10 protein-coding genes and 1 pseudogene are annotated in these 12413 nt (G+C 62.6%); 5 read left to right on the top strand and 6 right to left on the bottom strand.

Features of this window, described 5'->3' with window-relative positions; all coding sequences use genetic code 11:
• Window positions 1–7 precede the first annotated feature (7 nt).
• The 4 genes and pseudogenes from HU725_RS07860 to HU725_RS07850 all read left to right on the top strand — a co-directional run bounded on the left by HU725_RS07860 (window position 8) and on the right by HU725_RS07850 (window position 3784).
• A complete protein-coding gene (locus HU725_RS07860; protein ID WP_186476759.1) occupies window positions 8–688 on the top strand; it encodes a GntR family transcriptional regulator in 681 nt (226 codons plus the stop codon).
• A 211-nt stretch (window positions 689–899) separates the two neighbouring features.
• Window positions 900–1931: pseudogene (locus HU725_RS23110) on the top strand (HAMP domain-containing protein); the annotation flags it as partial.
• Between the two features lie 114 nt (window positions 1932–2045).
• Window positions 2046–2786 (top strand): methyl-accepting chemotaxis protein, encoded by a 741-nt coding sequence (locus tag HU725_RS23105; RefSeq protein WP_371326754.1) that lies wholly within the window; start codon window positions 2046–2048, stop codon window positions 2784–2786.
• A 212-nt stretch (window positions 2787–2998) separates the two neighbouring features.
• Window positions 2999–3784 carry a sulfite exporter TauE/SafE family protein gene (locus tag HU725_RS07850; RefSeq protein ID WP_060476753.1) on the top strand — a complete coding sequence of 262 codons (786 nt, stop codon included), beginning with the start codon at window positions 2999–3001 and terminating at the stop codon, window positions 3782–3784.
• Between the two features lie 18 nt (window positions 3785–3802).
• Here the strand turns inward: HU725_RS07850 and HU725_RS07845 are convergent, their stop codons facing one another.
• Complete coding sequence (locus tag HU725_RS07845) at window positions 3803–4342, bottom strand: histidine phosphatase family protein (RefSeq protein WP_186476757.1); 540 nt, start codon at window positions 4340–4342, stop codon at window positions 3803–3805.
• A gap of 140 nt (window positions 4343–4482) precedes the next feature.
• Between HU725_RS07845 and HU725_RS07840 the strand changes: the two genes are divergently transcribed.
• Window positions 4483–5088, top strand: a complete 606-nt coding sequence (locus HU725_RS07840; protein WP_186476756.1) for a biliverdin-producing heme oxygenase — start codon at window positions 4483–4485, stop codon at window positions 5086–5088.
• 39 nt (window positions 5089–5127) lie between these two features.
• On the opposite strand, the gene HU725_RS07835 is transcribed toward HU725_RS07840, so the two are convergent.
• From HU725_RS07835 to HU725_RS07815, 5 genes are all read right to left on the bottom strand, one after another.
• Window positions 5128–6933, bottom strand: a complete 1806-nt coding sequence (locus HU725_RS07835) for an ABC transporter ATP-binding protein/permease (protein ID WP_186476755.1) — start codon at window positions 6931–6933, stop codon at window positions 5128–5130.
• Between the two features lie 176 nt (window positions 6934–7109).
• Complete coding sequence (locus HU725_RS07830) at window positions 7110–7313, bottom strand: formate dehydrogenase subunit delta (protein ID WP_186476754.1); 204 nt, start codon at window positions 7311–7313, stop codon at window positions 7110–7112.
• Window positions 7310–10180 carry a formate dehydrogenase subunit alpha gene (fdhF, locus tag HU725_RS07825; protein WP_186476753.1) on the bottom strand — a complete coding sequence of 957 codons (2871 nt, stop codon included), beginning with the start codon at window positions 10178–10180 and terminating at the stop codon, window positions 7310–7312. Before fdhF ends, HU725_RS07830 begins: the two co-directional genes overlap by 4 nt.
• Entirely contained in the window at window positions 10177–11736 is a 1560-nt protein-coding gene (locus tag HU725_RS07820) for a formate dehydrogenase beta subunit (RefSeq protein WP_186476752.1), read from the bottom strand. The genes fdhF and HU725_RS07820 overlap by 4 nt, the downstream gene beginning before the upstream one ends.
• Complete coding sequence (locus HU725_RS07815) at window positions 11730–12212, bottom strand: formate dehydrogenase subunit gamma (RefSeq protein ID WP_186476751.1); 483 nt, start codon at window positions 12210–12212, stop codon at window positions 11730–11732. Before HU725_RS07815 ends, HU725_RS07820 begins: the two co-directional genes overlap by 7 nt.
• Between the last annotated feature and the right edge of the window lie 201 nt (window positions 12213–12413).

Here is a 12413-nt window from a genome sequence, read left to right as displayed (position 1 = left end):
AGCGACCATGACCGCCTGTGCCCAAGCCGCCCCCCAACTGCCTGCCCTGCTCGCCGTCGGCGAAACGCGCCTTTCGGCCGAGCAGATCTACCCGCGCCTGTTCGATGCCATCCTTGAACAGCGCCTGCCGCCGGGTAGCCTGCTTCCAGAGCAGGCACTGGGTAATGCTTTCGGGGTCAGCCGCACCGTAATCCGCCGGGTGCTAGGGCGCCTTTGCGATCAGCAGGTGGTGGTGCAGCGCCCAAGCCACACTGCACACCTGGCCGCCCCCGACCCCGAGCAGGCCCGCCAGGTGCTCAGCGCCCGGCGCCTGGCCGAAACCACCCTGATCAGCCTGGCGGCGCAGCGCGCCAAGCCCACGCAGATCCGCCAGTTGCGTCAACTGGTGGAGCGCGAGCGCCAGCACCATGAACATGGTGAGCGCTGCGCCGCCATCCGCCTGGGTGGCGAGTTTCACCTCAAACTGGCCCAGGTTGCAGCCAACGCACCGTTGGCACGTTTTCTCAACGGTTTGGTGCCGATGACCTCATTGATCATCGCCCGCTATGAATCGCCGTGTTGCGAGCACTGTGCCTGGGAGGAACACGCGGCGATCATCGATGCCGTGGAGGCCGGTGACGCCGAGGCCGCCCTTGCCTTGATGCATGAACACCTCGACCGCCTGGAACACAAGCTGGACTTCGACTGACCAATCCCAGGGGCTGCAATGCAGCCCCTCCCGCGCCCCTAGCCCCCGACTTTCCCGAGACCCGCCCGAACACCGTCTGTCGACCTGCACGGAATAAAATAGGTAGTTGTTTCAACCTTTTACCGGCCACGCCGATAGTTCTGAGGTAAGGTTTTGCCATCGCGCCACAAGCGCGCGGCGCTCATCCCTCCCTGGCTCAAGGTCTCGAAACATGAACCTGAAATTTCGCCACAAAATTCTGCTCAGCGCCTGCGGTGTCGTGGTGCTGGCCTTTGCGTTGTTCACCCTCTACAACGACTACCTGCAACGCAATAGCCTGCGCCAGAACATCGAGTCTTCCGTGCAACAGGCCGGTGCCTTGACCGCCAGCAGCGTTCAGAACTGGATGAGCGGGCGCATTCTGGTGCTGGAAAACCTGGCTCAGGACATTGCCGAACAAGGGGCAGGCGCTACCCTGGGTGGGTTGATCGAGCAGCCCTCCTACACGCGGAACTTCCTTTTCACCTATTTGGGCCAGGCCAACGGCGTTTTCACCCAGCGCCCTGACACCCAGATGCCAGCCGGTTACGACCCACGCCAGCGGCCGTGGTACACCAGCGCGGCCAGCGCCGGTCAAACGCTGCTTACCCCGCCCTACCAGGGCGCAGTCGGTGGCCTGATGGTGACCATCGCAGTGCCAGTGAAAAGCAGGCAGAACGGCGATTTGATCGGCGTGGTCGGCGGCGACCTGACCCTCGACACCCTGGTACAGATCATCAACTCGGTCGACTTCGGGGGCATTGGTCATGCCTTCTTGGCCGACAGCAGTGGCCAGGTCATCGTCAGCCCAGACAAAGACCAGGTGATGAAGAACCTCAAGGACATATACCCCGGCAGCGGCTTGCGCGTAGCGCCGGGCATGCAGGACGTCACCCTCAACGGTGAGCAGCGGCTGATTTCGTTCGCCCCGGTCGCCGGCCTGCCCTCTGCACAGTGGTACATCGGCCTGTCGATCGACAAGGACAAGGCCTATGCGGCACTGACCCAGTTCCGCACCTCGGCGATCATCGCCATGCTCATCGCCGTGGTGGCGATCGCCGTGCTGCTGGGCCTGCTGATTCCAGTGCTGATGCGCCCACTGACTACCATGGGCCGCGCCATGCGAGACATCGCCGAAGGTGAAGGCGACCTGACCCGCCGCCTGGACGTACAGCACCAGGACGAATTCGGTGAACTGGCCAGCTCGTTCAACCGCTTCGTCGAACGCATTCACGCGTCGATCAGCGAGGTGTCGTCAGCCACTAGGCTGGTCCACGACCTGTCGGAAAAAGTGGTCAATGCCTCCAATGCCTCGATCATCGGTTCCGAAGAGCAAAGCATGCGCACCAACAGCGTGGCCGCGGCAATCAATCAATTGGGGGCCGCCACTCAGGAGATCGCGCGCAATGCGGCCGATGCCTCGCAACACGCCAGCGGTGCCAGCGAGCAGGCCCACGGTGGCCGCGAAGTGGTCGAGCAGGCGATCGGCGCCATGACTGCGCTGTCGCAACGTATCAGCGAGTCGTGTGAACAAATAGAAACCCTCAACGCCAGCACCGACGAGATTGGCAAGATTCTCGACGTGATCAAGGGCATCTCCCAACAGACCAACCTGCTGGCGCTCAACGCGGCCATCGAGGCGGCTCGTGCAGGTGAAGCGGGGCGTGGTTTTGCCGTGGTCGCGGATGAGGTGCGCAACCTGGCACACCGCACCCAGGAGTCAGCCGAAGAGATCCACCGCATGATCACCAGCCTGCAAGTGGGCTCGCGCGAAGCGGTGCATACCATGAACACTAGCCAGGTCTCCAGCGAGCAAACCGTGCAGGTGGCCAACCAAGCCGGCGAGCGCCTGGCCAGCGTCACCCAGCGTATCGGCGAAATCGACGGCATGAACCAGTCGGTCGCAACCGCTACCGAGGAGCAGACAGCAGTGGTCGAGAGCCTCAACCTGGACATCACACAAATCAACGCGCTGAATCAACAGGGGGTGGAAAACCTCAACCAGACCCTGCAGCATTGCGACGCGCTGGCTCAGCAGGCCGGGCGCTTGAAGCATTTGGTGGGCAGCTTCCGCATCTGAGGCCTGCAAACGGTCATTCAAAGAACCCTATCGAGCGCTATGGTTGCGGCGCTCGGTAGAAGGTGCACGCATGGCCGTTAAACCTGCAACCAACCTTTCGAATACCGCCCATGGTTATAACCTAATAACGAACAAGTCTATTTGGCTATAAAAAACTCCCTATATGCTGGCACCCATCCGATAACGGGCAAAGCTGGGCAGTCGAGTAGCGTATGGATGTAGGATCTTTTGGTTTCACCATTGCCGGACTGGTTGTGGGTTTCATCGTAGGCATGACTGGGGTTGGCGGCGGATCGTTGATGACCCCGATCCTGCTGTGGTTCGGCATCAACCCGGCCACTGCCGTAGGCACCGACCTGCTATACGCCGCCATCACCAAGGGTGGTGGTATCTGGGTTCACGCCCGTAACAAGAACATCGACTGGAAGATCACCGGCCTGCTCAGCTTGGGCAGCGTACCGGCAGCGGCCCTGACGCTGTGGTTTCTCAGCACCCTGCATACCGATACCACGGCGCTGAATGCGATCATCAAGCAGGGCCTGGCGATTGTGTTGATCCTCACCGCCCTGGCCATCCTGTTCAAGTCGCGCCTGCAGGCTTTCGCCAGCCGGCACGCCGGCGATCACTATCACCTCAGCGACCGCAGCCTGAACACCCTTACCGTAATCACCGGTGTGGTGCTGGGCATCATGGTCACACTCACCTCGATCGGCGCTGGCGCTTTGGGCACCGTGGCGCTGTTCCTGCTGTACCCGTTTCTTGCCACGCGTCGGCTGGTAGGCACCGAAATCGCCCACGCCGTGCCCCTGACCCTGGTTGCCGGTATTGGCCACGCCGGCATGGGCAACATGGACTGGTCGCTACTGGGTTACCTGCTGCTGGGCTCGCTGCCGGGCATCTACCTGGGTAGCCACCTCACCGGGCGTATTTCTGACCGTGTGCTGCGCCCTTGCCTGGCGACCATGTTGCTGCTGATTGGCTACAAATTGGCCTTCTGACCCGCAGCCGGCGCTTGCTTAGCCCAGCCGCAAGCGCCATCGCCCAGCGCGGCTGAGCGCAAGCTGCGACAGAGGCATTACATCGATATGCTGCGCGCTGACCATGGGGCACTCTAGTACGCTGACCAATGCTGCGCGAATAACCCAAGGGTGAGTCACCGCCCACCAATCACCGGGCCTGTCGAAGGCGCTCAACCAGGCCCCCACTCGTTCGCACACCTGGACGAACGGCTCCCCGTGAGGGGGAGCACATAATGGGTCCGCAAGCCACTGCGCCAGTGCCTCCGGCTGCTCGGCCTGCACTTGCTTGAGCGGCAAACCCTGCCAGTGGCCCAGTGCACCATCAGCCAACGCGGGCTCGATGTGCACGCTTTCACCCAGCCAGGTCGCGGTCTGCACCGTGCGCCGCTCCGGTGCGGCAAGCAGTTGTGTACCCTGTGGCAACGCCAGCGGATCGCCCGACACAGGCACAATGCAGTCGTTGGGCTGCGCCAAGTACCCCTGCTTCTGGGCCTGGGTCAGGGCATGGCAAACCAAGGTCAAACGTACGGCTCTCACCAGGGCATTCTTCTTTGTAAGTCGGGCCGACTGATTTAACACGCCGGGGACATTTTTACCGCTACAACGTCGCGCCCACGCGGAACATCAGGTTAGCATCGTCACTCCTATTTCGGCTGAATGCCACCAGAGCGAGATCGATGCCCGCCAATCCCCCAAGCCCCATGCTCCTCGCTTTGCGCGAAAGCACCCGCGATTGTCACAAGGCGCTGGAGGCGCGCCTACCGTTTTTCAGCCCCCGGTTCGATGAGGCCGCCTACCGTCGCCTACTGCAGGCCTACTACGGTTTTCATGCCCCACTGGAACATCTACTGGGTGTTTATCAGGAGCCGGAACGGCGCAAAGCACACATCCTGGCTCGCGATTTGAGGGCATTGGGCCTGAGCGACGCCGATATCGACGCCCTGCCCCTGTGCCAAGCCCTGCCCTCAGCCGCGGACGAGGCCTGCGTGCTGGGTGTGATGTACGTGGTGGAAGGCTCGACCCTGGGCGGGCAAGTGCTCAAGCGAGCGATGGCCGAGCGCCTGGGCATCGGCCAAGAGGGGGGCGGGGCCTTTCTCGACGTGTACGGCGAGCTCACCGGTAGCTATTGGCGAAGCTTCCTCGACCGGCTTGGCAAGGCATCAGGTGCTCAAGCCACCACCGTACAGGCCGCTATCGACACGTTCAGCTGTTTCCAGGCCTGGCTGGAACAGCGCAACGTTCTCAATGAATGCTCGGGCGGCCAGCCTGAGGGCCAAGCTTAAATGAACACGCTCGCGTAGGTTAAAGAGGCCTGCGCAGAGTCAGGCCAAAACCTCTTGCTGGCGCAACGACCAACCGTCCTGCCCGTCCACTTCCAGCCGGTGGGTATGGAAATCGGCCAGCGTGCTGCGATGTCCGACACTCACCAGCAAGGTTTCGGGCATCTGCTGGCGCAACAGCGTATACATCGCATGTTCCAGCCCCTCATCCATCGCCGAAGTGGATTCGTCGAGGAACACCACCTGCGGCCGGTTGAACAACACTCGTGCAAATGCCAGACGCTGCTGCTCACCGACCGACAGAATGTTCGACCAGTCCGCACTCACCGCCAGGCGCTCGGCAAGGTGTGCCAAATTGACCTTGTGCAAGGCCTCCTGCATCCGCACCTCATCACCGGGCTGAATGTCGGCCGGGTAAGCGATTGCGGCACGCAGGTCGCCCAAGGGCAGATAAGGCCGCTGCGACAGGAACAGCGCTTGAGTGCCCAACGGGCGCCGCACTTGGCCTTCGGCATAGGGCCAAAGGCCTGCCAAAGCGCGCAGCAAGGTAGTCTTGCCGCTGCCCGACGGCCCTTTGATCAGCAGCGCCTGACCACTGTGCAGGCGCAGGTTGAGGTCGGCGATCAGCGCATGGCCGTCCGGACGCATTACTTGCAGGCCAGTGATGTCCAGCGCCCGCGCCTGGTCTTGGGTCGTCACGCTTGGCAGCGCGGCAGCCTGGTCGTTGGCATCAAGGAAACCGGTCAAACGATCAAGGGTGGCACGGTATTGGGCGAATGTGTCGTATGACTCACGGAAGAACGATAACGCATCCTGCACTTCGCCAAATGCCTTGGAGGTTTGCATCACATCGCCCAGCTTGATCGCCCCACTGAAGAAACGCGGCGCTTGCAGGATGAAGGGGAACACCACCGCCATCTGGCTGACCCCAAGGTTGAAGCCGCTGAACTTCAGGTTCCGGAATACCAGCGCCCAGACGTTGGCGATCAATGCACCAAAGCGGCCCAGCAACGTCGCCCGCTCAACCGACGCGCCTTGGTAAAAAGCGATGTTCTCGGCATTCTCGCGCAAGCGCATCAACGCGTAGCGAAAGTTGGCGGTGAGCTTTTCGTTGAGGAAATTCAGGCGAATCAGCGGCTTGCCGAGGCGAAAGGCAATCCACGTGGCGATCAGCACGTACACATAGACGGCAAACACCATCGCCCGAGGGATCTCGTACCCAGCAATCGTCAACGGCGCCGACAGCCCCCAAAGAATGCCGGTGAAAGCCACCAGCGACACCAATGCACTGACAGCCCCCAAAGCCAGGGATACCGAATTGCCGACGAACGCGTTGACGTCCAGTTCGATACGCTGGTCAGGGTTGTCCACCGGCTCAGGCAGGAAGCGGCCCCGGTAGTAGGCATCGCCTTTCATCCAGTCACCGGTCAAGCGCTCTGTCAGCCAGATTCGCCACTGAATACTGAAGGCCTGGGTGACGTAGAACGTGAACAGCGAGCGCAGCACGTGGATGGTGGCCAATACCGCAAACACCCCCAGCAGGTACCAGAATGCCTTCTTGTCCAGTGCCTGCAAGGCGCTGTAGAAGCCGTTGTACCAGAACGAGAACAGCACGTTCAGGCGAACCGAGAACAGCGTCAACACCAGCAGCAGGCCGAACACCAGCAGCGGGCGCCAACTGCGCCGGAACGTGAAATATGGCCCTGACAACTGCCAGAACTGGCTGCCCCAGCGCGTGTAGCGCACCGCCAGGGTGGCGGCGGCAAGAAAACCGATGAGGGTGATGAACGAGGCGATTGCAAGCCAGCTCAGGCTCGCTTGCAGGGCCTGGTGCCAGTTCATGTCCATAGCCATTATCCATGACGAGTGATGCCGCGAGGTTAGCATCGCGGCGGGTTTCGCCCTGCATACATGACGGACATTTCATGTTGCTACATCGGCGCCCTCGCGGGTGAACCCGCGCCAACCAGGGCGTGCCCCCGCCGGAGCGGCTTCACCCGTGAAAGCCATCAATCAGGCAGGTGCTAGCCCAACGCCTCCACCACCTTGGCATCCAAACCGTCATGGCCGTGGTCAGTGATCCATTGGGTGAGCTGCCGGCGCATCGCTGGTGTCCAGAAGTTCTGGATATGCTGCCTCACACCTTGCACCGCCAGAGCCCGGTTCGGCTCGCTGTCGAAGTAGTGGGCGATCTGGTTGGCCATCTTGACCAGGTTTTCACTGCTCATCGGCGTACCTCGGCTTTTTCCGCACTACGGCGTTCCTTGAGCAGGCGCCGCTGCTCGTCGCTGAAGTCCTGGTACCGCTTCTGCCACTCTGAGGGGTGGAACACTTTGCTCACTTGCACCGCCGTGACCTTGTATTCCGGGCAGTTGGTGGCCCAGTCGGAATTGTCGGTGGTGATCACATTGGCGCCAGACTCAGGGAAGTGGAAGGTGGTGTACACCACCCCAGGTGCCACTCTTGCGCTGACCCTGGCACGCAGTACGGTCTGCCCCGCACGGCTGCCGATACCGACCCAGTCGCCCTCCTGGATACCCCGGCTTTCGGCGTCGCTGGGGTGTATTTCCAGCCGGTCGGCGTCATGCCAGGCGGTGTTAGCGGTACGTCTCGTCTGCGCGCCGACATTGTATTGGCTGAGGATCCGCCCGGTTGTCAGCAACAGCGGGAAGCGGTTGTTGACCTTCTCGTCGGTGGGCACATAACCGGTCAACATGAAGCGCCCCTTGCCGCGCACGAACTGGTCGATGTGCATGGTCGGAGTACCATCGGGGGCGGTTTCGTTGCACGGCCATTGCAGGCTGCCGTGTCGATCGAGCTCGGCATAGCTCACGCGGTGGAAGCTTGGAGTCAGGCGGGCGATCTCGTCCATGATCTCGGCCGGGTGGCGGTAGTTCATCGGGTAGCCCAAGGCATTGGCCAGCGCCACCGTGGCCTGCCAGTCAGCCTTGCCTGCCAGCGGCTCCATCACCTTGCGTACGCGCGAGATGCGGCGCTCGGCGTTAGTGAACGTACCGTCCTTCTCCAGAAATGAGCTGCCCGGCAGGAACACGTGGGCGAACTTGGCCGTCTCGTTGAGGAAGATGTCCTGCACCACTACGCATTCCATCGCCATCAAGGCAGCGGTCACATGTTGGGTGTTGGGGTCGCTTTGGGCGATGTCTTCGCCTTGGCAGTACAACGCCTTGAAACTGCCGTCCAGCGCCGCTTCGAACATATTGGGGATACGCAAGCCCGGGTCAGGTTGCAGGGTCACGCCCCAAGCCTGCTCGAACTGGGCGCGCACACCTTCGTTGGAGATATGCCGATAACCGGGCAGCTCGTGGGGGAATGACCCCATGTCGCAGGAGCCCTGCACGTTGTTCTGCCCGCGCAGAGGGTTTACACCTACGCCTTCCCGGCCAATGTTGCCGGTGGCCATGGCCAGGTTGGCGATGCCCATCACCGCCGTACTGCCTTGGCTGTGCTCGGTCACACCCAAACCGTAGTAGATCGCGGCATTGCCGCCAGTGGCATACAACCGTGCAGCGGTGCGGATCTGCTCGGCAGGCACGCCGCACACAGCCGCAAGGGCCTCTGGAGCATTTTCTGGGAGGCTGACGAAATCGCGCCAGCGGGCGAAGTCCTCGGTCTCACAGCGCGAATCGATGAACTGCTGCGCCAACAAGCCCTCGGTGACTATCACATGAGCCAGGGCGTTGAGCATGGCCACGTTAGTGCCCGGGCGCAGTTGCAGGTGCAGCTCGGCACGGGCGTGGGGCGAGTCGACCAGGTCGATACGCCGCGGGTCGATGACGATCAGCCGCGCCCCCTGGCGCAGGCGACGCTTGAGCTGCGACCCGAATACCGGGTGGGCATCGGTGGGGTTTGCGCCAATCACCAGGATGACGTCGGCTTTCATCACCGAGTCGAAGCTTTGGGTACCCGCCGACTCGCCTAGGGTCTGCTTCAGGCCGTAGCCGGTTGGCGAATGGCAAACCCGGGCGCAGGTGTCGACGTTGTTGTTGCCGAAGGCGGTACGTACCAGCTTCTGCACTAGGTAGGCTTCTTCATTGGTGCAGCGGCTGGAGGTGATGCCACCGATGGAATCGCGCCCATACTTGAGCTGGATGCGGCGCAACTCGCTGGCGGCGTATGCCACCGCTTCTTCCCAGCTCACCTCCTGCCACGGGTCTTGCAAGCGCTTGCGGATCATCGGTTTGGTGATGCGGTCTGGGTGGGTAGCGTAGCCCCAGGCGAAACGGCCCTTGACACAAGCGTGGCCATGGTTGGCGCCGCCGTTCTTGTCTGGGACCATGCGCACCAGTTGGTCGCCCTTCATTTCGGCTCGCAACGAGCAGCCAACGCCGCAATACGCGCAGGTAGTGACCACTGCACGCTCCGGCTGGCCAAGCTGCACCAAGGTCTTCTCAGTAAGCGTTGCCGTTGGGCAGGCCTGCACGCAGGCTCCGCACGATACGCATTCAGAGTTCAGGAAGTTGTCGCCACCGGCTGCCGCCACGCGCGATTGGAAACCACGCCCAGTGATGGTCAGGGCGAAGGTACCCTGGATGTCTTCGCAGGCACGCACGCAGCGGCTGCAGACGATGCACTTGCTCGGCTCGTAGTCGAAATACGGGTTGGAAGTGTCTTTTTTGTCCGCCAGGTGGTTTTCACCGTCATAGCCATAGCGCACCTCGCGCAGGCCAACCTGCCCGGCGACGCTCTGCAGTTCACAGTTGCCGTTGGCTGAGCAGGTCAGGCAGTCCAACGGGTGGTCGGAGATGTACAGTTCCATCACGTTGCGCCGCAGGTCGGCCAGGCGTGAAGTTTGCGTGCGCACCACCATGCCTTCGGTAACCGGAGTGGTGCACGAGGCCGGGTAGCCACGCATGCCTTCGATTTCCACCATGCACATACGGCACGAGCCGAAGGCCTCGAGGCTGTCGGTGGCGCACAGTTTGGGAATGCTGGTGCCAAGCATGGCGGCGGCGCGCATCACTGAGGTGCCGGCCGGTACGCAGATGTTGCGCCCGTCGATGTTCAGGCTTACCTGCACGTCGCTGTCGCGAGCCGGGGTACCCAGATCGGTTTGCGGGTCGAAATGATTGATCATTGCGCGGCCTCCGTGGTGGTCAGCCCGAAATCGGCGGGGAAATACTTCAGCGCGCTGGCCACTGGGTAGGCGGTCATGCCGCCCATGGCGCACAGCGAGCCGTACTGCAGGGTGTCGCACAAGTCCCGCAGCAGCAGGGCATGGTCATGGCGCTCGGTCAGATCGTCGCTGGCGATCAGCCGGTCGACGACTTCCATGCCCCGGGTGGAGCCGATTCGGCATGGCGTGCACTTGCCACATGATTCCTCGGCGCAGAACTGCAAAGCAAAGCGTGCCATGCTGGCCATGTTCAGGGTGTCGTCGGCCACCACTACGCCGCCGTGGCCAAGCATCGCCCCCATGGCGGCAAACGCCTCGTAATCGAGCGGAGTATCGAAATGCCCAGGCGGCACCCAAGCGCCAAGCGGCCCGCCGACCTGGGCGGCCTTGAGCGGCCGACCGCTGGCGGTACCGCCACCATAGCCTTCGACCAACTCGCGCAGGGTCAGGCCAAAGGCCCGTTCCACCAGCCCACCGTGACGGATATTGCCGGCCAACTGGAAGGGCATGGTCCCCAGGGAGCGGCCCATGCCGAAATCTCGGTAGAATGCTGCGCCCTCGGCCAGGATGGTCGGCACCGAGGCCAGGGTAAGCACGTTGTGGACCAGGGTCGGCAAGCCAAACAACCCTTCCAGAGCAGGCAGCGGCGGTTTGGCACGCACGATGCCACGCTTGCCTTCGATCGATTCGAGCAGCGCCGTTTCTTCGCCGCAGATATAGGCACCAGCACCGACCCGTACCTGCAGGTCGAAGGCCTGGCCGCTGCCAGCCACATCGCTGCCCAGGTAACCGGCGTCACGGGCAATGGCCAGGGCCTGATTGAGCACCCGGATGGCGTCTGGGTATTCCGAGCGCACATAGATGTAGCCTTGGTCGGCCCCAACAGCGAGGCCTGCGATGATCATGCCTTCGATGAGTAGGAAGGGGTCCCCCTCCATCAGCATCCGGTCGGCAAAGGTGCCAGAATCGCCTTCATCGGCGTTGCACACCACGTACTTCTGCCCTGCCCTAGCGTCGCGCACGGTGCGCCATTTGATGCCAGCCGGGAACGCCGCCCCCCCGCGCCCGCGCAGCCCAGAATCGAGCACAGCTGCCACCACGGCGGCGCCATCGAGCGCCACCGCGTTTTCCAGGCCTTTGAAACCACCATGGGCACGGTAGTCGTCCAGCGACAGCGGGCGGGTGATGCCCGCACGCGCGAACAACAAGCGCTGTTGGGTTTTCAGGTAAGCGATGTCTTCGACCAGGCCCAGCGCTAACGGGTGGCCCTCAGCCTCCCCGACCAGCGCTTCGAGCAACGACGGCACGTCGGCCAGGCTGACCGGGCCGAAGCCTAGGCGCCCTTGTGGGCTTTCACACTCTACCAGCGGCTCCAGCCAGTACAGGCCGCGTGAACTGGTGCGCAGGATCTGGACCGGCAACTGGCGGCGCGCGGCTTCTGCCTCGATGGCCGCAGCAACCTGATCGGCACCGACCGCGCGCGCCACCGAATCACAGGGGATACACAACTTCAGCATGTTTCGCCCTCCAGGCAACCATCGACCAGCGCCCGCAGGCGATCGGGAGTGAGCCGCGCATGCACCTGGCCGTCGAGCTCCAGTGCCGGCGAACAAGCGCAGGCACCCAGGCAATACACCGGGCGCAGGCTTATCGCCCCATCGGCACTGGTACCATGGTCATCCAGCCCCAACTGATCTCGCAGTTGCGCAGCCAGCGCTTCGCTACCACGGCTTTGGCATGACTCGGCGCGGCATAGGCGCAAGGTGTGACGTGCAGGCGGCGTGGTGCGAAAGTCGTGATAGAACGAGATCACCCCGCGCACCTCGGCCAGGCTCAGGTTCAGGGCATGGGCAATTTCATCGATGGCGGCCTCTGGGATGAACCCCAAGGCTTGTTGGATGGCGTGCAGGATCGGCAACAGTGCACCGGGGGTGTCCTTGTCGCGGTCGAGGATGTTCTGGATTACCGGCAGGGGAAGCAATTGATCAGGCATACAGCGGACCTCGGCATCACGGACCCCGCCTGAATTGTTGTGGAGGGCAGGTGTCCAGCGTGTTCTGCTGCGGCACACCGGCCACGACACGGTGGCGTGGGCACGGGAGCCTCCTTGCCGATGGCCGTGCGTCTGCGCGCACTGGGCTCATGGGCATCCCTAAGCATGGCACTTATGGCGCCAGGGGTTTGCGCACGAACG

This window comes from Pseudomonas promysalinigenes, from assembly GCF_014269025.2.
Lineage (GTDB): Bacteria > Pseudomonadota > Gammaproteobacteria > Pseudomonadales > Pseudomonadaceae > Aquipseudomonas > Aquipseudomonas promysalinigenes.
This window is presented reverse-complemented; position numbering and strand designations above follow the sequence as displayed.

What these genes read in the sequence shown, in the direction of transcription:
- HU725_RS07860 (WP_186476759.1), top strand. Translation starts at nt 8, where the DNA reads ATGACCGCCTGTGCCCAAGCCGCCCCCCAACTGCCTGCCCTGCTCGCC.
- HU725_RS07835 (WP_186476755.1), bottom strand. Translation starts at nt 6,933, where the DNA reads ATGGACATGAACTGGCACCAGGCCCTGCAAGCGAGCCTGAGCTGGCTT.
- HU725_RS07840 (WP_186476756.1), top strand. Translation starts at nt 4,483, where the DNA reads ATGCCCGCCAATCCCCCAAGCCCCATGCTCCTCGCTTTGCGCGAAAGC.
- HU725_RS07815 (WP_186476751.1), bottom strand. Translation starts at nt 12,212, where the DNA reads ATGCCTGATCAATTGCTTCCCCTGCCGGTAATCCAGAACATCCTCGAC.
- HU725_RS23105 (WP_371326754.1), top strand. Translation starts at nt 2,046, where the DNA reads ATGCGCACCAACAGCGTGGCCGCGGCAATCAATCAATTGGGGGCCGCC.
- HU725_RS07850 (WP_060476753.1), top strand. Translation starts at nt 2,999, where the DNA reads ATGGATGTAGGATCTTTTGGTTTCACCATTGCCGGACTGGTTGTGGGT.
- fdhF (WP_186476753.1), bottom strand. Translation starts at nt 10,180, where the DNA reads ATGATCAATCATTTCGACCCGCAAACCGATCTGGGTACCCCGGCTCGC.
- HU725_RS07830 (WP_186476754.1), bottom strand. Translation starts at nt 7,313, where the DNA reads ATGAGCAGTGAAAACCTGGTCAAGATGGCCAACCAGATCGCCCACTAC.
- HU725_RS07820 (WP_186476752.1), bottom strand. Translation starts at nt 11,736, where the DNA reads ATGCTGAAGTTGTGTATCCCCTGTGATTCGGTGGCGCGCGCGGTCGGT.